The sequence below is a fragment of the Nioella sp. MMSF_3534 genome (genome assembly GCF_030732985.1).
Classification (GTDB): domain Bacteria; phylum Pseudomonadota; class Alphaproteobacteria; order Rhodobacterales; family Rhodobacteraceae; genus Nioella.
Window position 1 is genome coordinate 23,193 of record NZ_JASHJX010000008.1, and the last position, 21,106, is coordinate 44,298.

Sequence of the window (21,106 nt, forward strand, 5' to 3'; positions counted from 1 at the left end):
CATGTGGACCTGGCTTCCCCTCTCGATGGTCAGTCTTGCACTGGCAGGCTCCGCGGCGGGGCCGGTCGTGGCCCAAGGCGTGCCGACCTTCGATCTGCGCCTCTTCGCAGAGCGGCAGGCCATCCTTGAGCAGACCGATCGGGACCTGGCACTGCAGCAGGACCGGCTAAGCCGCGAGGAGGAACTGGCCGAAATCGAGCGCCAGCAACTCGCCTCCCTCGAAGGGCTGATGGATGCGATGTCCCTCGGCTCCGGCGATGTCGCAGGCACAGTGGCCGGACTCGAGGCGGGGCAGGGGGCGGTTGAGGACGTCGAGAGGGCTGCAGCCAGCCTTTATGCGCCCGAAGACAACAACCCGGCCGCAGCCCGGATGTTCGGCGACGCCCGGGAAGGGATCGAGGAACTGATCATCCGCGCCGCGCGCGACACGCACAGTCTGCCGGGCGTCAGCCGCGCGGGGCTGTCGCTTGTGCAGTGGCGCTGCCTGCTGCAGGCGCTGATCTGGCAGGAAAGCCGTTTCCAGATCGGGGCACGCTCCCCCGTTGGGGCTTTCGGGCTGACGCAGATCATGCCCGCTACCGCGAGCGATCTTGGCATCAACCCGGCCTATTACGACGACCCGTACCTGCAGGTCACAGGCGGTGCGCGTTACCTCGCGATGATGCTGAACATGTTCGATGGCAACATCATCCATGCGCTTGCCGCTTACAACGCAGGCCCAGGCAACGTGCAGGACTACGGCGGCGTCCCGCCCTTCGCGGAAACCCAGCATTACGTTGTGGTGATCCCACAGCAGTACAACAGCTACCTCGCCGCCGTGGGCGGTATCGATGCGCTCGGCACCATCGACCCGGTCCTTCTGGCGAATGCGAGTTTCAGCCTCTCGGCCCATGGGGCGGGGGTCTATGGGGATTATTCGCTGGTCTCGGTCCGTGCGGCCGCTTTGCGCGTTCAGGACATCATTACCCGCATCGGCGAGACCGAGGACCTGCACGAGGCTATCGCGCTCAATACCTATGCGCGCGCCGAGCTTGCGCGACTGGTCGCGATCCGGACCCGGATCAAGGCCGCCCGAACCGAGCCACTCAGTGCCGAGCAGATCGCCTTGGCGGCGGCCCAGGCTGCCGAGCGGCAATACATGGATTTCAGTCAGGAGGATTTGCGTTGAACCTGCGCCTGCCCCGTTCCCTTTTCGCCCGTAGCATCGCTTTGGCGTTTGCCCTCGATGTCGCCGGACCTGCCGCGGCACAGGGTGTGCCCACGGTGGACACCCAGAATATTGCCCAGGAAATCCGCCAGCTTCAGCAGATGCTGCAGGATTTCGGGATCCAGACCGATCTTCTGGATAATGCGCTGGCACAGCTCGAAGTCTTGCAGAACCAGCTCAACCAGCTCAACCAGATGTATACGTCGCTGACAGGGCCGCGTAACATCCTCGGTCTTGCAATGGGCGAGGATCTGGACGCGCTCCTTGACGCCGATTTTGAGAATATCTCAAGTCTCATCCGGGGCATCCAGACGGGCGACTGGTCGAACCTCATCGGTCTCAATGCCGGACCGATGCGCACCCAGATGGAGACAGCGCTAGCCAGTGCCGGGTTCGACGAGAACACCCTGAACGAAATCGCCACCAGTGGAACTCCCGGTGCGGAGGGCATCGCGACCCGGGCAACCACCGGGGCGGTCCTGTACGCCGCGGCCCAGAACAGCCATGCCGAAGCGGCGCAATCTCTTGAGAGGGTAGAGCGCCTCGTCGAGATGATCCCGGACATGGAAGATCTCAAGGCCTCGATGGACCATAACACCCGCGTCACGGCGGAACTTGCCATCGCCCTCACACGCATGTGGGAGCTCGAAGCCATCCAGACCCTTGGCGCCGGCAACGCCGGTCTCGTCGACGCGGCAACGATCGCCGAGGAACAGCGCTACATGGATTTCACGCTACCGGAGCTGCGGCCATGAGCGGCCTCGCGGAAATGAGTGCGCGCGAGCTTGTCGAAGAGGAACTTGTCTACGGTGCCCTGCGCCGTGAACAGCTGTGGAGGGCGATCGGATTTGGCGGGGCAGGTTTCGGTATGATCGGATGCCTGGCAGCCGCCGCTGTCGCACTGATGGTCGAGGCTGCGCCTCCCGTGGTTGTTCCTTACGATCCAGAAACCGGCATGGCGCTTCCGAACGCTGCGGTCGCCGCCGTGACGCTTGCCGAACGGCCTGCTGTGATCGAGGCGCAAATCTATCGCTACATTCTCGATCGCGAGACTTACAACCAGCTCGACAACGATCTGCGTGTCCGCCGGGTGCTGTCACAGTCCACCGGGACGGCCGAGGCCAGCATGCGCGCGATTTGGACCTCAGGGCAGGAGAGCTATCCGCCAACGCGATACGGGGGCGCGGCCGAGATGGCCGTCGAGATCGCCTCGATCACTCTCATTGGCGAGAATCGCGCTCAGGTGCGTCTCAGAAAGCGTCTGACCAGCCCGCAAGGGGTGCAGGACGGATCCTTCACCGTGACATTGATGTTTGAGTTTCAGCCGGAACGGAGCCGCTCCCTCGACGATGTCTGGCAAAACCCCTTCGGCTTCATCGTCACCCAATATGCCATCCGATCGGACCGTTCAGAATGACCCGCTTTCCCGTTTCCGCCCTGCTCCTTGCCGGCGTCTTGACCTTCCCATCCGGAGCAGCATTCGCCGAAGCAACCCCGCGTCCCGGGTCTCACGACACCCGTGTCCGCATGGCGACCTGGCAACCGGGACAGGTCTACCGGCTGGTCACCAGTCTGACGCGGGTGACCACGGTCGAGTTCGGTGAGGGTGAAACCATCCGCTCGATCATCGCCGGCGATACGGTCGGGTTTCAATTCGACGGTGTCCCGGGTGGCCGTGCCTTCGCCATCAAGCCGACAGCATCTGGCGTCGCCACCAACATCACCGTCTACACCAACCGCCGCTCCTACTACTTCCATGTCGTCGAAGCCCGAGAGACGCCGCATTATGTCGTGCAGTTCCGCTATCCTGAAAACCGCGTGCAACCCACCAGGGCGGTTGCGGCCGATGCGCCGAATGCGAACTATGCGGTCAGCGCCCGAGAAGAGTTCACGCCGACGGCCATCTGGGATGATGGTACCTTCACGTATTTCCGGTTCGCACGGAATGCGCCGGTGCCCGCCATCTTCCGATATTCGAACGGCAGGGAACGCGCGGTGAACAGCCAAGCCTTGAGTGACGGCGTCATCCGCGTGTCTGGCGTCAACCGACAATGGGTCCTTCGCCTTGGCGAAGAGGTGGTTTGCGTCCAGGACGCAGGACAGGCCACATCATGACCGAAGGTACAGAAGACCTCGCCGCGCGCCTCGCGGCTCTCGAAGGTTCGACAGGCAAAGCGAAGGCAAGCAAGCGGCCTGCGCCGCTTGCCGCGATCCTTGGGGTCGTCGGCATCGCGGCAACAGGCGGTCTGGCATGGGCTGCCCTGCAGCCGTCAGCAGAAGCACCAATGGCGACAGCCGCGCCGGAGGAGTTCCAGAGCAGCGGCCCCGGATTCGGAGATCTGGCGCCGATTTCTGCCCCGCAGCCCAGCCAAGCCCCGCCTGCGGACACAGGTCCGAGCGAGTCGGAACTCGCGCTGATGGAAAGTCTTGCGACATTGAGAGCGGAACTCGAGGACCTGCGCGCAAGACCGGCCGAGGCCGCGGATAGCGGGGCGGAGCAGGCGATTGCGGACCTGACGGCGCAAATTGCCACCTTACAGGAAGCATCCGCCGAGGCTCAGCGTGCCCTCGAGCGGCAGCTGACCGAGCGGGACCGCGAATTGGATCAGCTCCGCATGGACTTGGAACTTGCACAACTTGCGCCACCAGAGCCGACCTCATTGGGACCAAGTGAAGAAGAATTGCGGCTGGCCGAACTCGAAAGGCGTCGCGCAGCCGAAGCCGAGGCCCGCGCAGAGCGTATCGCGTCTCCTATGATCGCCTTCTCCGGGATCGGCGCGGGTGCGGATAGGGAGAATACGCTGGAAGCCGCACGTCTGAATGCAGATCAAGCCTTTGTTCGTTCGGGCGCACAACCTGCACAGGTGACACGTGCCGAAGTGATCGCGAACCCATCGAACACGGTTGTTCAGGGCACTATGATTCAGGCTGTGACAGAGACGGCCCTCGACAGCACACTGCCCGGCGCGATCCGCGCCATCGTCTCGGAAGACGTCCACTCTTTCGATGGAACGCGTATCCTGATCCCGCGCGGCGCGCGGCTGATCGGGCGCTACCGCTCCGATGTCGCACTCGCCCAATCGCGCGTCATGGTGGCATGGGACCGGATCATCTTGCCCGATAATCAGACCGTGCAGATCAGCGCCTTCGGTGGAGACGAACTCGGCCGTACTGGCACCACCGGGTTTGTCGACACCCGTTTCGCGCAACGCTTCGGCTCCGCCGCGCTGATCTCCTTGATCGGCGCCCTGCCTGCGGCTGCAGCGGGTCAAATCGACAGCGAGGCGGCGGCCGATGTTGCGAGTGATGTCGGCACCGACCTGCGCGATAGCACGCAAAGCGTTATGCAAGACTATCTAACGATGCGGCCTGTGATCCATGTCGATCAGGGGACACGGATCACGGTCATGGTCGATCGCGACCTCGAGATCTTCTGACATGGCTGCAAGTTATCTGGAAGCGTCGCTCGACCGTTTCGGTCCCGAGGCCCTGCGCGACGACACGATCGAGATCTGCATCAACCCCGACGGGCAGGTCTGGGGCGAGTTCCAGGGCGATCATTTCATGCGGGGCCTCGGCACGCCGCTCACCCAGACCGAGATCAAGGACCTCGGCAATCAGATCGCCTCGGCCGCCTCGACGACGCTCAGCACCAAGAAACCCATCGCCTCGGTCTCGATCCTCTACCGGGATCGTCCGATCCGGGCGCAGGTCATCCAGCCCCCCGCCGTCGAGGGCGGGTTCTCCATCTCGCTGCGGTTCTTTTCCTCCTTACCGCTGGAGGCCATCAAGCTTGGCTTCCTCTATGGCAAGGAGCGCAGCCTCGAAGGCCTGCGTCGCGAACGGAACGCCGCGCTCCGCGATGTGGTGGCCTCCGGCGACATCGATGCCGCCCTGCGCTTCTGCGTCGAGAACAAGCTCAACATGATCGTCTCGGGCGGCACCTCGACAGGCAAGACGGTCGCGGCGCGGAAGATCCTCTCCCTGATCCCGCCCGAAGAGCGGATCATTACCATCGAGGAGGCGGCAGAACTGCGCCCCGAGCAGCCGAATACCGTGACGCTGATTGCGGATCGGGATACCGAGGCCCGCAGCGCCGATGTGCTTCTGGCTTCGACCCTGCGCATGAGGCCCGACCGGATCGTGCTGGGCGAGGTCCGGGGCCGCGAGGCCATGACCTTCCTCGAGGCGATCAACACCGGGCATGGCGGCTCGCTCACCACGCTCCATGCCGAGACCCCGCAACTGGCCGTCCGCCGTCTCGCCATAGCCGCGCTCAAAACCGATGTGCCGATGACCTATGCCGACATGGTCGACTATATTGAGGGCTCGATCGACGTGATCATTCAGGCAGGCCGCCATGACGGTGCCCGCGGCATCACCGAGTTCTTCCTGCCAGGGCAGGCGAAGCATCCAGATCAATACACTGCCGGAACCGGGGTCACAAAGCGCCCAACGGTCGCGGCCGAATGAAGAATCGAAAGGAAACCTCCATGCGCCATACCATCCTCGCCGCAGCTGTCACCCTGCTGGCCGTTCCCCTCACGGCCCAGACCGCGCCGCAGGTCACGAACGATCTCACCGTGACCATCGCGCCCCAGCAATACCGGATCTGCAACGACCGGCCCGCTCGCCCGAACTGGATGGACGAGATTCACCCGCGCGAGGCCTACAAGGCGCTGACGTTGATGGATCTGTACGAACTGCGCGCATGGGAACAGATCGTCGATACGGGCAACTGCGGCTGCGAAGTCCGCTTCCCGGAATGGGAAGTAGCCTTCGCCGAGTACGAGGAACGGTTCGCAACAAGCACGCCGGCCGAGCATACTCAAGCGAGGCTGGCCATTCGTAACGAGCAGAACCAGATTGCCCGCGACGTCCAGGATATCTGCGAAGCGCAAGGCAACTGGTAATGAGCGTCGTCAGCTGGATGGTCGAAACCGCTGACGGTTTCCTTGTCGATGCAGCCGAGTCCCAGTTCGGGGCTGTGGCCAGCAATACCGGCACGATCGTCCTGCTGATGGTCACGCTCTCGCTGATCGGCGTCTGCATCAACATGGCCTTCCAGTTCCGAAGCATGGATGGGGCCAGTTTCTTCTGGTACCTGATCAAGCTGATGTTGATAGGGCTCTTCGCCTTCAACTGGGCCAACTTCAACGCGGTCGCCAATGCCGTGGTCGGAGGCCTCGACTATGTCGCCGGCGCGCTGGTGTCGTCTGTCGGTGGAGGTGGCGCAGGCGCAACCCATTTCGCGGGAGAGTTCGACAACCTGATTGAGCGCTTCGCGACATATTTGAACGCGATCGGCAGTAATCTGAACTGGATGACGGGCGCGATCCTCGGCGGCATCGGCCTGGTGCTCCTGAGCCTCCTTGGCTTCATGACTGGCATTGTCCTCATTTTCGCCAAGATGATGCTGACCCTGATGCTTGGCCTTGCGCCGATCATGATTGCGCTGTCGCTCTTCGATGCGACCAAGGATTTCTTCCACAGATGGGTCTCGACGACGATCAGCTACGCCTTCTACCCCATCGTCATCGCCGCCATGTTCTCGACCGTCGTCGGCATGGCGAATTCGCTTCTCGCGCAGCTAGGTGATCCGAACTCGGCAACCAACATCGGATCACTGGTGCCGTTCTTCGTCATGGTGTTCCTGGCCAAGGGGTTTGTGGCAGCAACACCCCTGATCGTGCGTGGCATCTCGGGAAACCTGATGGTGGTGGCCGCGCCCGCAGTTGTTGCAGGATCGACCGGGATGATGCGGGGGATCTTCAATACCGACGGCGTTAAGGGCAGGGCGCGGATCGGGGCACTTGCGACGGGTGAAGCGATCGGGCGCGGGGCAGTGCACGCTCCTGCCGCTGTGCGAAGCGCCGCGGCAACGGCAAGCGCGCAGGTGGTACGGATGGCCGAGAGGTCGAAGCGGTTGGGGCAATGAGGGCCTCCGGCCCACAGATGATTTCCTCAACTAGGACCGGAAAAACACATCACTGACTTCCTCACCAGGTGTCGGCGGAAATGCGCGCTGCTCGCCCCAAAAAAGTTTCTTTTAGTCTCTTTTTAACGGGGGCACGTATCTTGCAACACAAAAAGCGCGCAAACATGAGCTTAGGCTGCCGGCCGCCAACAGTCGTGTCGGCACTGAGTTCAGAGATCGAAGCGGCGGGGGCAGAGCAGAATGCTTGGGGTGTCTCGAAAATGAGACAGTAAATAACTAGGCATCAGACTAGAGAAGTATTCAATATGCCGGACTACAATCACAGCAGAGTTGTGCGCGCCAGCGCGCTGGCAATTGTGATCACCATGTCCGCTTGCTCGAACACTACCCTTTTCTCTGGAAGGCAAAACGTAGAGCTGCTCGATCGTGAAAGTGCCCCTGCGCCTTCGCTTCAGGAGGGTCTACTTCACGAAGACAACCCACCGTCAGGAATTCTCGAAGGCAGCTCACTATGGGATCTGGCTACTATTATTGATTCGGCCGCGATAGAGCGATCCGCTGCCTTACATGATGTACAGGCTGCAAGGGCTAACCTCGCAGCCACTAGATTTGAACGCTACCCGCAGATAAGGCCTTCTGCGTCAGTTCCTTTGACGGGCAGCGGTCAGCCACAGGCTGGGCTTTATGTCGATCAGTTGCTATGGGATGGTGGCAGAACCAGAGCTCAAATTGGGATTGCAGAACTCGATCTGTTCGAGGCGGAGACTTCTGCTTTTATCGAAAGGAATGACTTTTTAATAGATGGACTGTTCCACGTTTCTGATTATCTTCGGCTACAGGCTAGGCTTGATGTTAACAGAACCTACGAATTTGAACTCGTAAGGCTCATGAATATTGTTGAAGATCGTGTCGACGGTGACGTTTCAGATAGAGGTGAATACCTAAGATTGAACGCGATGCTTCAAGGAGTGCGAAGGCAGTTAGCATCCGATAGAGCCCTTCTGACGCAAGCCGAAAGTGAATTGAACCGAATAACTGGAACTTCAAGCTGGACTCAGGAGATTCCTTCACATTCGGAAGTTGCTGAAATGTGCAGAGTTGTTGGTAGAGATGGGCATTCCTTGGATGTCGTTCAGGCCCAGATAAATGCGCAAAGGGCTGAACTCCAACAGGCTGCTACTGCATCTCGAAGAGTTCCGCGCTTGGTGGCAGAAGCAGGCACTGCATATTCAGCAACTGGGCTTTCCGAACCTACTTTTGGAATCCGATTGGACGCCAGTGATCTCTTGGGATTCGGAAGAAGGCATATCATGAGCGCATCTGAATCAAATGTTTCAGCAAGTAGAAGAAATGTTGCCATCTCTGAAATTGAAGCCGATGCTCGGCTTGAAGCATGGCTCTCTGAGCATAACGCAAGAACTGTTGAAATTCGCCAATTAGAAGAGATTCACGAAAACAACCGCGAAACAATAGAACTATATCTGGAACAAGTCGAAGCAGGTGTCATTCAAGTATCTGACGGAATAGACTTTTACAGGGAGCAAGTGGAAACGCAGATCTCTCTTATAGAAGCACGAATGCACCAGTTTAATACTTGCTTGCAGATATCGTGGATGCAAGGCAGGCTTCTTTCCGCCCACATTGAACTGATGCCGTCAGATCTACTGACTTCGGATTGAAAGAAGTGTTTATGAGTCGAGAAAGCGCCGCGCTACGGGAAACCCGTATTCTACTCAGAAAGGATAGCAACGGCGCGCTCAACAGATCATCTATCTGGATTGTATCAGCAATCATTTTTGTTTTTTGCATCTGGGCCTCTTATGCTCCGCTTGACGTAATTGTTCGCGCGGAGGGTAGGGTTGTATCATCAACCAGCACACAGATTGTCCAGAACCTGGAAGGCGGCATTGTAGATCAAGTCTTTGTAAATGAAGGGGATGTGGTGGACCGCGGTCAAGTAGTGGTTCAAATGAGTGAAACAGAGTTTCGCAGTGCGTATGATGAGCTTCTCCAACAAAGTATTTCGCTGCGCCTGAGATTGTCACGCCTACAAGCCGAAGGAAGCCCTGGCGAAGGCTTCCACCCAGACGAAACTCTCATTGAACTTGCGCCCAACTTTGCCAGACTTGAAGAAGAACTATTCTTGGCTCGAAGGAACGAGTACGAACAGACAGTTGAAAACCTCTCGGAAGCATTGCGCCTTCGTTTGGAGGAAGTTTCGATCTTAGAGCCGATGGTTGATAGAGGCGCGGTGCCGAGAATAGACTTGGTGCGTGTGCAACAAGCTGCTCTGGACGCGCAAGCCCGCCTAGATACGTTCATACATGAATTTGAAGTTTCACGCGCAGAAGAAATGTCTGACGTACTAGTCCAGCTTAGCCAAGTTGAGCAGCAGATGCGTAACAGGGAGGATCAACTTGAAAGAACCAGCGTTCGGTCCCCGATTCGGGGGGTTATTAATTCCGTTGAGATTTCAACAATTGGTGGCGTTGTTGGGCCTGGGGATCCCCTAGTGGAAATTATTCCCCTCGGGGAGGATCTTCGGATAGATGGTCGAATTTCACCCAGAGATATTGGATTTGTGTTTGTCGGAATGAGTGCGACCGTCAGACTGACTGCTTTTGATTATGCAATTTATGGAACTCTATCCGGTACCGTTGTGCATGTTGGGGCCGATACTGTTGTTGATCAGCATTCCAGAAATGATAACCCATATTATGAAGTCATTGTTGAGTTGGATTCTGAGTCATTATTTGGACCAGATGGAGAAGAAGTCCTAATCCGGCCCGGAATGCTATCGGAGGTTGAGCTCGAGGCTGGAGAGAGAAGTGTGCTCTCCTATATCCTCAAGCCATTGTTTAGAGCAACGGATGCGTTTTCAGAGCGGTAGCTTTCTTGAGTGTAGGTGTGGTGTTCGCCTGATCTTCAATGACTGGATTACGCCCTACGAACAACATTCGTTCTGTACTGAACGACATTACGCATCATGTTTTTCCAGACCTGATTGCCTCCAGCCTTCGAAGAAACTCAGATAGGTCTGTAAGGCGTGTCAATCGATGGACGGGGGTTAATGTCCGCAGGGTAAGCCGAGATGCGTCTCTCATCCTGGGAGAGACGCAGATGGGTGGAGGGATGGTCGAGATCCCTCCACCCGAATGAGCCGCCGGAAGCGATGCCCGGCGAACAACAACAGCGGCAAGATAGGCGCAAAGCGAAGGGACAGAACATGTCTTTTTGTATCGAGAAGGAAATGACCGACCTCAACAGCAAGTTCAGCTTTGGTGGGGGCGGTAGCAGCTCTATTGGCGGGGGAGGAAATCGGTGGGGCAACCTCGCTGAAACAACGTGCCTCGCAGTGTCTGGCGCGGCTGCTACCGCAATTGGCGCTGCTGCGGGTTCCGCTATTGCTCCTGGACCTGGTACTGCAATCGGTGGCGCAGCCGGTGGCGTCTATGGCGCCAGCGCTGGCTCAGTTGTTTGTGATGGACTGAACGGGGTGGATGACTATCCCGGCGGGATGAACATGTCCTAAGATCTCCCCCCACGATAGCAAGCGTGGGGGAATTCACTGAAATGGAGTATATCAGATGAAATTCAAAGGACTACTGATCATCGCCGTGGCTACTATGGTAGCTGAGTTTGTATCGCTACTGCTGCTTGGAGATCTGACGCTATGGCAAATTGGTGTTCTTGGCGGAGTCAGTGCAATCTTCGGTATGATCGTCGAGAGGCTCCTTCGGAGATTCATCTAGCCGCAATTGGTCTGGCCTGTGCCGCATGAGGGCCAATTGTTGGCAATATGATGCATGTCCAGTTTCATTGAATGCTAGCCGATTCAGAAAATGAGCCGCTGGATACGAAACCGGGCGAACCACAACAGCGGAAAGACAGCAGTGCTCTGCTCACTAAAACCTGGAGGGAAGTCGGGTTTCAGGCCACCTAGGCGCGTAAGTTACTTGCCGTATCTTTTCTTCTGGGCCTTCTTGCTCGCCGGGTTGGGGCTTTCTGATGCTCGTTGGGCTGCCGAGGTAAGCGCCAAATGCGAAGCATCTGGGCTAGGGAAGATTGGACGAATAGATGAAAGACACTCTGTGTGCTACTGAGCGGGCTAAGGATTGTCCAGCAATTGATGTTCTTGATCACAGCCTAGGTAAGAAAGAGCAAGAAGCGCTGAACCTTCAGTGTGGGAGATCCGAAAATGTTGCAGGCTGGTGGGTTCTGCCGCTTGCCGTTCTTGGCATACTAACATGGTCAATCATCTTCTGGATCGTCATATGGCCTTAAGTCAGTCGCTGAGATAGCCACTCTGGACTCCAGTTTCCCAGAACCTTGATGGCGAATAGCTTCATGGGGTGCTCAGCTAGGAAGTGAGTCATTCATCAGGAGATGAATTCGCGATGAGATCCTTTGGATTACTGGTTGTTGCAGTCTCCTGCCTTATCCCCGGCTATCTCTTCATAAGACTCCCTGACATCACCGATCCCGTGGCGCTGTTCAGCCAGTATCTGGGCACGCTCGCGCTGATCCTCATGGCCTGGGCGCAGCTCATGGCAACCCGCGCACCCAGCATCGAGGCGCTGATGGGCCCGATGGACCGGGTCTATGTGCTGCACAAATGGTCCGGCATCATTGCCATGACCGCGATCCTGCTGCATGATACGATTGATGCCGACATGGACGGGATCGGCCGCGAAACCGCGCTGACCGAAATCGCCGAAACCCTGGGCGAGCTCAGCCTTTACGGGCTTCTGGTTCTGGTGGTGATCTCCATCGCCACCTTCATCCCCTATCACCTGTGGAAATGGACCCATAAGGCCATGGGTGGCTTCTTCATCGCCGGGACCATTCATTACCTCTTCATCCTCAAGCCCTTCACCAATGGCTCCGCGCTCGGGCTTTATGTCGGCGCGATCTGCGCTGCGGGCGTGCTGGCCTATGCGGTCACGCTGCTGCCCACTGCCCTGCGACGGTCGACTGGGTATCAGGTCAGCAATCTCCGCAAAACCGGCGGCGCTACCGAGATTACAATGACCCCCACCGCCAAGCCCCTGCGCTTTGCCCCCGGCCAGTTCGCGGTCTTCACCTTCGGGTCGCGCGGCCTGACGGAACCGCACCCGTTTTCCCTCTCGGCCCCTCCGGCGGCGGACGGCTCCCTTCAGATCACCGTGAAGGCGCTTGGCGATTTCACCCACCGACTGGGCCACGACCTGACACCGGGCACCCCGTTGCATGTGCAGGGGCCGTTCGGGCGGTTCCTGCGGCGCCCTCCCTCAGGATCGGCCGAAATCTGGGTCGCGGGTGGCATCGGCATCACCCCCTTCCTGGCCTGGGCCGAGGCGCTGCCCGATGACTTGCCCGACCGGGTCGCGCTCTTCTGGTGCGTCCGGTCCCGCTCTGCTGCCCCCCAGATCGAGCGGGTCGAGGCCGCAGCCAACCGCGTGGCCAACCTGACGCTCCATATCCTGTCTTCCGAGTCCGGCGACCGGCTGACCGCCGAGCGAATCGCGGCAACGGCGAATGGCCCCATCAAGCTCTGGTTCTGTGGCCCCGCCGGTCTGCGCCGGGCGCTGCAATCGGGCCTAGCCCGCCACGGGGTCAGCACCCGCGACATCCATTACGAAGAGTTCGAGTTCCGCACCGGCATCGGTCTCAAACGCCTGGCCCGATTTCTCTTAGCTAGACAATGCGCGCCAAACTCACGGATAGCCAAAACAAGAAGGTGATGATTGCGGAAAGGTTTGTCAAATTGATCCACTACAGCGGTTCGCTCGGATAGGGCATGGCATAGCTCTGCTTTCTAGCTGCCTGCCCTCCTGAGGCCTAGCTTTGAGGCCTCAGGAGTTGTTCACACAGCTCGGGGTGGGTCCCCGCCTAGGCATTAGCGCCTGTATCTGTCAGGTCGCAAAAGCCATCAGAAAAAGGCGACTCCTGTGACCTGAAAGATACAGGCGCGAACAATTTTTCGACCGATCACCCGTACATTTTAATGATTTCCCGTGTCGTCTGAACTGCAGCCTCAAGCTTTGACCTATCTGCATCCTTGATTCCGAAGCTAGCCGGATCGAACGACAACTGACCTGCTCCGCCGACGGGTGCGGCCGCTCGTGTCGCGCGGCCGAGTGCGCGACTATTTATTGCGAGCTTTTGAACCTTTGTATTCTTTGCCGGATCCTCTGACATCATCGGCGCGGTTTCGGGCCCCCGAGTCACCGCCCGCACCTCCTGCAGCTCCTGCTTCAGCCTAGCCACCGTCTCACGGGTCTCAGACATCTGCCGATCCCGCCGCAGCCCCTCCTCGTCCGGATATGGGAAACTCCCCGACTGCCCGGCGTGCAGCACCTTCAAAGCCGGGTCCTCGAAATACTTCACCCTTCTTGCCCGGATCGGCATCTGCGCGTCGATCACGAGGATGACCTCGTCGAGGTCCATGCGTCGGGCCTCATCCTCGGTCAGGAGCGGGGTGTCCTCGGTCCTCTCCGAGACGCTGCGTCCTTCGAACGGATTGCGTCCAACAGCGCGAGAGCGGGTCACCACACGCTTGGTGGTCTTGCCGACAGCTTGGCTCAGCTCCTCGATGGTCTTCTGCTCGGACGGGGTGAGGTAGAGTTTCACGCCTGCGCCCCCCTGCAGCGATCGGCGGGTGTTTTCACCATAGATCTCGTCCAGCGCCGGGATCGTCTGGGTCACGATGGCGAGGTTGCCGCCGAAGGAGCGCAGCGTCTTTATGCTTTCGGCGACGATTGGCATTTTCCCGAGCCGGTCAAACTCGTCGAGCATGATCATCACCGGCCAGGGCTCATCATCGCCGGGTTCCTGAGCCTGCAGCGAGGCAATCAGGTCCGAAAAGAAGAGGCGGATCAGCGGGGCAAGCGGGCGGATCATCTCGGATTCGACCACAAGATAGATCGCATGTGGGCGGCGGCGGATATCCCGGAATGAGAAGTCAGAAGTCGCGGTGGCCGCGTCGATCGCGCGGTTATCCCAAGTGTCGAGACCCGATGTCATCAGGAGGGAGAGGTAGGAAGTGAGGGTGTCGTTGTTGGTCGATGCCATGCGCTCGAAGATCAGCTTGGCCGAGGTGTTCTTCACTTCCTGAGAACGCTTCAAGTATTCCTTCTGCTTGTCGCCCCCCGAGGCTGTGATGCGATAGATCTCGCCGATGGTCGGCACGCCGCGCTCGAAGGCCAAAAGCCCGGACGCCACGAAGAGGTCGATACCCCCGGCCAATAGCCCGCTCAGCTTTTCGTTGTCGGTCTGCAGGAAGAGCTTGGCGGTGAGTTTCAGCTCCATCTGCTGCCGGTCGGGGTTGGTCATGGCCGCGATGCGCGCCAGCGGATTGTAGCGATGTGTCGGTCGGTCCCAGTCGGTCGGCGCGAAGCGGAAAACCTTGTCGCCCATGCTGGCGCGGAAGCGCGAGGTCTCGCGGAAGTTCTCGCCTTTCACGTCGAGCACCACGGCGGAGCCCTTGTAGGTCAGCAGGTTCGGGATCACGAACCCCACGCCCTTGCCCCGGCCTGTAGGCGCCACGATCAGCGCGTGGGGGAAGGTTTTTGAGACAAGGAACGGGCGACTGGATTTCGGGGAGCCAAGCTTGCCCAGAAGGAAGCCGCCGCCGGGCTTGGCAAAGAAACCGTTCCTCTTCATCTCGCTGCGGGTCTGCCAATGCGTCGTCCCGAAGCGAGTCAATGCATCCCCCAGAAGCGTGACGCTCAGCATCAGCGATGCCAGGCCGAAGCCGCCAAGGATGAGGTTCACCCAGAGGAAGTCTTTCGGTGCAGACTGAGACAGACCCCGATATTCGCGGGCAAGCAGGGTGACGTCGAAACGCGTGGGAGAAAGCCCATAGCGGAACATGACAAAGCCGGTCGCCACAACATAGCACATGGCGAGGCCGACCAGCACGAGGCTCAACACACCGAGGGCGATCTTGCCTTTATCCATGGGTGATCCCCTTCTCGCCATCTGCCGCAGCGTGGCGTGCGCGCTGCGCCTCTATCTGTTCTTCCGCCAATGCATCGAGAACGCGCTCCATCGCCGGGCCATGCGCAGTGACATCGCTGCTCTGGAGATAGGTCTTGGCGAGTTCCAGCTGGCGCAGCGGATCCTCGGTGAATGTGTCCAGGACGTCCGCGTTGCCAGCCCGCAGTGCGTCGATTGCGTCGGGGCTTAGCCGTTCGTTGACCTGCCGGACGATGTCATGGCGCTCTGCCTCGGATATCGGATCCCCGGCGTCGGCGTTTCGCAAAAAGGCCATGACGGTTGGCGCTGTCTCTTCCAGATACCGGCGCTCGGCGTAGTCTTGTCGCGCCTGGTCCTCGATCTCGAAACTGCGCTCGCTGATATAGGCACGCGACGCGCCGAGCGAACGAAGGTGATTGATTTCGTCCTGGACGGCCTGCCCGAATTCATCATCCGGCATCTCCGTGCGATAGCGGGCGAGGGTGCGGAGCTCTTCGGTGATCGGACCGAGATGATCCGAGGGATCCCGCAAGGCGAGGTCCATGTCGCCAGCATGCAGCGTGCGGTCCTGCGCCGATACCGCATATTGCGGCGGCATTCGACTGTCAGTTATCTGTTCCCAGGCCATTAAGGCCAGTTCGGCATGTTGCGGCGATTTCTGCGCGTAGGCATCGAACGCGGCGCGGGCCTCTTCAACCTCCACGGCACCTGCCCGCCGGACGGACGGGTCGTCGGAGAACGGATGATCGAAATCCGTGCGGCGGAACTGCGCCACCAGCGCCCTGAACGCCTGCCGCTCCGATGGGGCAAAAATGTCGGACCCGTCCTTCTCGAGATCACCCCCTGGTGCCGCCAACCGCTCACCGAGCACTTCCTCAGCGTCATCCACCTCGTCGCCCTCGGTTGGCGCGCGCAGGACGCGCACGTCAGTCAGAACATCGCCCAACCGAACATGCACGGCTTCCAGCCGGTCGAGCGCTTCTTCCCGGTCCGCAGATTTCTCCAGATCGAGGTCGCTTGCTTTGGCAATCCCCTGCAGATCCTGTGCCAACCACTGGCGTTCCAGTGCGGCATTGCCTGCCCCTTCCCGCAGGCGCGCGGCCACAGCCTCGGCATCAATGCCCGTGCCTTGCAACGCCTCGGCCAGCTTTGGTGCCACCTCTCCATCGTCAAGACGCGCGAGGTGATCTTCACTGGCGTTTGACCTTGCATAGATGCCGTCCCGGGACGGAGCATCGACCAGGGCGGCGGAGCGATCCCCGAGCGGGTTCAAATGCGCGACCGAGGCCAGAACGTCGGTCAGCTTGCGCTCGATCACAGGCCGCTCGGCCGCCGGCGCCCTGTCGATCGCCGTCTCGATCTGGCGAATGTTCTGAGAAAACTCGGTGATCAGCGTGTCGAACGCTGCTTCGTCTTGGGACATGTAGATGGCTCCGTCAGATTGAATCTGACCGCCACTGGCAAGGATGGTGCTGGCCCTCTCGAGCGCCTCGGACACGTCTTCGAAATTCGAACGGGACGCCTCCGCCGCGAGCCCGCGATAGATCAAAGCGTTTTGCCGGACGGTTTCCAGAGCGGCCGCCAGGTCAGCACCGGTTCTCTGGCGCTCGACAGGGGGACGACCTTCGTCGCGAGCCTTGTAGATTTCATCGATCTCGGCGCGGTAGGTCGTGACGCCGCGATCCAGACGACGCGTCGCCTCAAGGCGGATCCCATGAACTTGGGCCGCCTCGACCATCGCCTCGCGAAAGGCGTCGTAGTTGAAGTGATGATCCTTCCCGAGAAAGAACATTTCGCCATCCTTGCTGCGGCGGTTCAGAACGATATGCGCATGTGGATGCGCGCGATCTTGGTGTATTGCAGCAATATAGTCGAATTGCGAGCCCTCGCCTTGAAAGAACTTCTCGCAGACGGCCTGGGTGATATCGCGCACCTCTTCACCACTGGTCCCAACCGGGAATGCCATCAGCAGATGTGACGTATGGCCAAGCTTGGGGCTGTAGCGCTCGTTCCACTGGTTCTCGAACCGCCGCGCCACTCGGTTGATCTCGGCTTCCGAGAGCTGCTTCTTCCCGTCATGGGTGCCGCGACTGTCGAGGATATGGGTCGACTTTGTTGTGAGATATGTGAGCTGAGCCCGTAGCTGCGCCCCGGTGTGGCAGCCCCCTTTCGAAATGGCCTTGAAGATCGCTGGCGAATAGCCGCGCGCGGCCCGAACCATCTGCGCGTCCCTGGAAAGCCCCTGCCAGAATCCCGAAACTCGGCTCCAGCCGCGGTCAAATAGCGCCGGGTCGATGCCACGGACCCGGTCACTCCGCGCCATTCTCATCCCTCTCCGCGAGGCCCGCCAGGGCAGAGCTGATCTCAAGGTCCAGCAGGCTGCGCCGCGCACGCGACATCTCCTGGACCTGGTCGGCCAGATCGAAGACCAGACCCGCAAGGGCGCGGACGTCACGGTGACTTGAGGCCGGGTAGGACAGTCTCTCGCCCCGCACCTTGGCCTCGTTCAGACGTCGCGCGATCTGGTTCACGTTGTTGCCGACCCGGTTGAGTGCGGCGCCGAGGTTGCGCAACTCGTCACACATCTCGTCGTCGGGCAGGAAGACACCTTCGGCCGCCAGCATCAGGCGGCGCATGGCATCCGAGCGGTGCGCAATCCCGCGCCGCGACAGCGCCGCGTCGAACCGGCGCAGGTCGTCGTCCGAGACCCGGATCCCCACAACCCGCGATCGGCTGCCGTTCGCTGTCTGACGCTCATCCCGGTGGTTCACCACGTTGTAGATCGTCTTCAGGCTGACATCGTAGCGCGCGGCCAATGACGCCGCGGAGACGCCGTTCCGGCGCTCTTGGGCGATGGTCGATCGCTCGATCTCTGACAGTCTACGGCGGCGGGGCATTTTGAAGTTAACGTTCCTATTTCTTGCCAACTTCGTACAAGCCCGCCGACTCCCAACGCAAGTGGAGTCGGCCATAAGGGCTTGTACTCAATGTAGAAAATCGCCCTGCAGGGGCGATTTCCCGTCCTTTGTCAAATGGATCGCGCGTCGCGCTCATTGCACCACGCGATGCGGTCTCCGCATCGCGCATCGCGTCATTCGCGCCCCGTCTCTTGCACCCCGCAAGACGGGTTTTGCTGCGTGCTGACCGTCTCGCGTCACCCGCAGAACGACATACGCGAGACTGCCTCCCGTCGTCTGGAGCGCGCTATCCGTCACCTGCATTCCGTCCGCAGCACATCGCCAAGCGCATCCCGACATTTGGAGGGTGGGTGGTGCCCCGCGACGAATGCTGAAGGCGCCACGGCAGACGTCGCACGGTCATTGCAAAACGCCGTCCGCAGCATGCCAGACGCGGGTCGCATCACGACTTCTGCTTGACCCCTCCGCCACATGCGTTTAGCGACATTTTGGTATTATCGCTGCGATTCACTATTTTTGCGGAGGATCAGAATGCCGAACGAAAATCTTGTGGTCATCGCAGCGATGGCCCGGAAAGGGGGCAGTGGAAAAACGACGCTTTCGCGCGCCTTGATCAGCGCCGCGATCGCCGCCGGACGCAGAGTGATGTTGATCGACACGGACAGCACGAGGGTACTCGGGGCCTGGCATACTCGGGCGCAAGCCGGTGGGCTGAGTTCGCCGCTTCTCTGCTCGGCCACCGTCGAAAGCGTGGCGGGTGTCGAGGATCAGATCGATCAGGTCTACATGGCAGGCACGGCAGACTTCATCTTCATCGATACCGCAGGGGTCGGTGCCGAATGGTCAGACGGCATCGCGGTGCTTGCGGACCACATCGTGACGCCCGTCATGCTGTCGAAGTCTGATTTCGATGTCGGAGCGCAGACTTCTGATTGGTTTGAGAAACTGAAATCCCGTGTTGACGACCCCTCCAGCCTTCCGCGCCACCACGTCGTCCTCAACATGGTTGACCCGAAAACGACCCGTGCTGACGCCGCCCTGATTGAAGAAGCGCTAACCCGCTTTCCGGTGATTGAGACCGTCATGATGCGACGAAACACTTACAAGGAGATGGATCAGAAGGGGCTTCTCCACGCCTTGGCGCTGAAAAAGCAATCTGATCCAAACCCTCTGATGCGTCCACATGTACGTCATGTCGTCGAGGCGCTCGAGGAGGCGACGGACATCCTCAACAACATTCTTGCGGCGTGAGGACAGGCGATTGCGCAAGAAAATCCCGACCATCACCAGGCCCGACCCAGCCTACGCCGCCACCCTGCAACAGGGTGACCGAGAGGTTCCGGGGAAGCAGGCTCAGGAACAGTTCACTGGACCAAAGACATTCGCCACGGCCGCTGACGCTGATCTGCGTGAGTCAGAGCGTGAACCGGAAAGTGCCGTGGCGCCGCACCAAGTCACCGCGGAAAGCTCTGACCCGCATACCAGCCTGAGTGCTCCCGTATCGACCGCGACCAAGAACCCGACCCGGAAGATCGACATCAGGGTCAACGCACTCGAACGACAGGAAGCAGCGCTCCAGACTTGTGGTGTTGAGCCAGCACATGTGGTGCGTGCCGCCCTGCGCCGTGCAGTCAAAGGCTGGCAACTGTCGCCGGTCTTCGCGCCAGTCGCGGAGGAGCGGCGCACTCGAAACACGCAGTGGCAGGCCCGGACATCTCTGGCAGTCGATGCGGCCAGCCTGGGTGTCCTCCTCCGGGACCACGACCCCCTCGACGTCTTGAGTAAATGGGCCCTGATCCGCGGCCAGGTGGAACCACGCCTATGGGGCGAGATCGACAAAATCTTGGAAGAAATTGCTGTTCGTGCTGCATCGCCGCATGAACCGCACGCACCGTAAGATACCTATCTGAAAAGACAACTTGCATTTCAGTGGCAGGTTTACGCTGGCGCGTCACGATTCATATTGCACCTGCAGAAAGGCGCTATTAACAGGCCGAAAGCAATTTTTCGGCCTCCTGTTCACGCGTAGCGAGGTCCTGGATTCAGGAGCACATTTTGACCAAAGATCCCCGCCTCACTGGCGAACCGATCATGCACATCCTCTGCAAGAAAACCGGCAAGCTGGTGGGTTATCTTTACCAGTGGAACAATGGCGATCTGCAGCCAGCGTGGTTCGATAGCGAAGTTCAGGACGTCCTCTACAAGCCGATCGCGGACGCGGCGTAGGCTCGACCTGCGGGGCAGGGGGCCGGCCATTGGCGACGAGAACCAATCCGAATTGCCCAGAGTCTGCCCCCAAATGGCCCTCAGGGCCACTGCTGTGCCGCATGCAGGACACGGAGGACCGTGACCGCTGCTGGCGTTTCGGAATACACGACAAGATAATTGGGCCGAACGATCAGTTCGCGTGTTCCAGGCACTCGACCCGGTCGGCAGCGCTTCGGGTGGATGGTGAGTTGAGTGACCTTGGCGTGGATCTCATCCATCAGCGACCACGCAGCTGCTGGATTGTCATCCGAAATGTAATCGACAATCGCCATCAAATCTTCGACGGCGGTCGCTTTCCATTCAAGTTCTGGCACGGGATTTCCCGTCAATCAGTGCGCGCGCGTCTGCCATGACCTCATCATGCGAGGCGTTTGGCCGTTGATCGAAAATGGCTTCCTGAACCTTGGCGCGAAACCAGGCGTCATAAGCGTCGGGATTGGCGGCAAGTCCGGCGGGCAGCCCGCCCTCGGCGGCGACCCTCGTCAGCAGGATGCGAACAGCGTCAGAGAGCGTCAGCCCGACGCCGGCAAGAGCGTCCGCAGCCTGGGCCTTGAGCTGATCGTCGACCCGGACGTGAAGCATAGATGTGTGGGCAGGCATGATCGGTCCTCCTGTGCATGGTTAAATGTATCGCAAATGAGATACAATTCAAGATGTGCGTTGGAGCGCTGCAGTACAAGACGGAAGCATGGTCTGCGTATCGGCGGCAGATTGTTGCAAACCCGAAGGTCACGAAAATCGTAGCGGACTTCGGGTGGGAGCCTTTGAAACAGAAGGCTGAGCAGGAAGATCATGCTATCGCTCACAAAATACGGC

The 21,106-nt window shown here is 59.7% G+C and carries 19 protein-coding genes; 14 read left to right on the forward strand and 5 right to left on the reverse strand.

Going from position 1 to position 21,106, the window contains the following annotated elements; translation table 11 throughout:
- Position 1 precedes the first annotated feature (1 nt).
- The 11 genes from RBB16_RS05030 (at position 2) to RBB16_RS05080 (ending at position 12,868) form a co-directional block, all read left to right on the forward strand.
- Positions 2-1,168 (forward strand): lytic transglycosylase domain-containing protein, encoded by a 1,167-nt coding sequence (locus RBB16_RS05030; protein ID WP_306045120.1) that lies wholly within the window; start codon positions 2-4, stop codon positions 1,166-1,168.
- A complete protein-coding gene (locus RBB16_RS05035; RefSeq protein WP_306045121.1) occupies positions 1,165-1,962 on the forward strand; it encodes a type IV secretion system protein in 798 nt (265 codons plus the stop codon). The genes RBB16_RS05030 and RBB16_RS05035 overlap by 4 nt, the downstream gene beginning before the upstream one ends.
- Before the next feature lie 14 nt (positions 1,963-1,976).
- Positions 1,977-2,624: a type IV secretion system protein gene (locus tag RBB16_RS05040; RefSeq protein WP_306045193.1), complete on the forward strand. Its 648-nt coding sequence runs from the start codon at positions 1,977-1,979 to the stop codon at positions 2,622-2,624.
- Positions 2,621-3,322: a TrbG/VirB9 family P-type conjugative transfer protein gene (locus tag RBB16_RS05045; protein WP_306045122.1), complete on the forward strand. Its 702-nt coding sequence runs from the start codon at positions 2,621-2,623 to the stop codon at positions 3,320-3,322. Before RBB16_RS05040 ends, RBB16_RS05045 begins: the two co-directional genes overlap by 4 nt.
- Entirely contained in the window at positions 3,319-4,644 is a 1,326-nt protein-coding gene (locus tag RBB16_RS05050) for a TrbI/VirB10 family protein (RefSeq protein WP_306045124.1), read from the forward strand. Before RBB16_RS05045 ends, RBB16_RS05050 begins: the two co-directional genes overlap by 4 nt.
- Before the next feature lies 1 nt (position 4,645).
- Positions 4,646-5,680 (forward strand): ATPase, T2SS/T4P/T4SS family, encoded by a 1,035-nt coding sequence (locus RBB16_RS05055; RefSeq protein WP_306045125.1) that lies wholly within the window; start codon positions 4,646-4,648, stop codon positions 5,678-5,680.
- Between the two features lie 20 nt (positions 5,681-5,700).
- A complete protein-coding gene (locus RBB16_RS05060) occupies positions 5,701-6,120 on the forward strand; it encodes a hypothetical protein (protein WP_306045126.1) in 420 nt (139 codons plus the stop codon).
- On the forward strand, positions 6,120-7,145 hold the full coding sequence (locus RBB16_RS05065) for a type IV secretion system protein (protein WP_306045127.1): 1,026 nt from the start codon (positions 6,120-6,122) through the stop codon (positions 7,143-7,145). The genes RBB16_RS05060 and RBB16_RS05065 overlap by 1 nt, the downstream gene beginning before the upstream one ends.
- 305 nt (positions 7,146-7,450) lie before the next feature.
- On the forward strand, positions 7,451-8,824 hold the full coding sequence (locus RBB16_RS05070; RefSeq protein WP_306045128.1) for a TolC family protein: 1,374 nt from the start codon (positions 7,451-7,453) through the stop codon (positions 8,822-8,824).
- Between the two features lie 5 nt (positions 8,825-8,829).
- Entirely contained in the window at positions 8,830-10,035 is a 1,206-nt protein-coding gene (locus tag RBB16_RS05075; RefSeq protein ID WP_306045194.1) for an HlyD family efflux transporter periplasmic adaptor subunit, read from the forward strand.
- A gap of 1,507 nt (positions 10,036-11,542) precedes the next feature.
- Positions 11,543-12,868, forward strand: a complete 1,326-nt coding sequence (locus RBB16_RS05080; RefSeq protein ID WP_306045129.1) for a ferredoxin reductase family protein — start codon at positions 11,543-11,545, stop codon at positions 12,866-12,868.
- 247 nt (positions 12,869-13,115) lie between these two features.
- On the opposite strand, the gene RBB16_RS05085 is transcribed toward RBB16_RS05080, so the two are convergent.
- The 3 genes from RBB16_RS05085 to mobC are packed head-to-tail and all read right to left on the reverse strand — an operon-like array spanning position 13,116 to position 18,001.
- Positions 13,116-15,086: a type IV secretory system conjugative DNA transfer family protein gene (locus RBB16_RS05085; protein ID WP_306045130.1), complete on the reverse strand. Its 1,971-nt coding sequence runs from the start codon at positions 15,084-15,086 to the stop codon at positions 13,116-13,118.
- Positions 15,079-17,427 carry a relaxase/mobilization nuclease domain-containing protein gene (locus tag RBB16_RS05090; protein ID WP_306045131.1) on the reverse strand — a complete coding sequence of 783 codons (2,349 nt, stop codon included), beginning with the start codon at positions 17,425-17,427 and terminating at the stop codon, positions 15,079-15,081. The genes RBB16_RS05085 and RBB16_RS05090 overlap by 8 nt, the downstream gene beginning before the upstream one ends.
- On the reverse strand, positions 17,414-18,001 hold the full coding sequence (gene mobC / locus RBB16_RS05095; protein WP_065267419.1) for a plasmid mobilization relaxosome protein MobC: 588 nt from the start codon (positions 17,999-18,001) through the stop codon (positions 17,414-17,416). Before mobC ends, RBB16_RS05090 begins: the two co-directional genes overlap by 14 nt.
- Positions 18,002-18,553: 552 nt before the next feature.
- Here mobC and RBB16_RS05100 point away from each other — a divergent pair.
- The 3 genes from RBB16_RS05100 to RBB16_RS05110 all read left to right on the forward strand — a co-directional run bounded on the left by RBB16_RS05100 (position 18,554) and on the right by RBB16_RS05110 (position 20,248).
- The gene (locus tag RBB16_RS05100) at positions 18,554-19,273 is read left to right on the forward strand and encodes a division plane positioning ATPase MipZ (RefSeq protein WP_306045132.1); all 720 of its coding nucleotides are present in this window, start codon (positions 18,554-18,556) and stop codon (positions 19,271-19,273) included.
- A 10-nt stretch (positions 19,274-19,283) separates the two neighbouring features.
- Positions 19,284-19,919 (forward strand): hypothetical protein, encoded by a 636-nt coding sequence (locus RBB16_RS05105; protein ID WP_306045133.1) that lies wholly within the window; start codon positions 19,284-19,286, stop codon positions 19,917-19,919.
- Positions 19,920-20,077: 158 nt separating this feature from the next.
- Entirely contained in the window at positions 20,078-20,248 is a 171-nt protein-coding gene (locus RBB16_RS05110) for a hypothetical protein (protein WP_306045134.1), read from the forward strand.
- Between the two features lie 80 nt (positions 20,249-20,328).
- Here RBB16_RS05110 and RBB16_RS05115 read toward each other — a convergent pair whose 3' ends face one another.
- Both RBB16_RS05115 and RBB16_RS05120 read right to left on the reverse strand, forming a co-directional pair.
- A complete protein-coding gene (locus RBB16_RS05115; RefSeq protein WP_306045135.1) occupies positions 20,329-20,604 on the reverse strand; it encodes a type II toxin-antitoxin system RelE/ParE family toxin in 276 nt (91 codons plus the stop codon).
- Entirely contained in the window at positions 20,591-20,890 is a 300-nt protein-coding gene (locus tag RBB16_RS05120; RefSeq protein ID WP_306045136.1) for a type II toxin-antitoxin system RelB/DinJ family antitoxin, read from the reverse strand. The genes RBB16_RS05115 and RBB16_RS05120 overlap by 14 nt, the downstream gene beginning before the upstream one ends.
- Between the last annotated feature and the right edge of the window lie 216 nt (positions 20,891-21,106).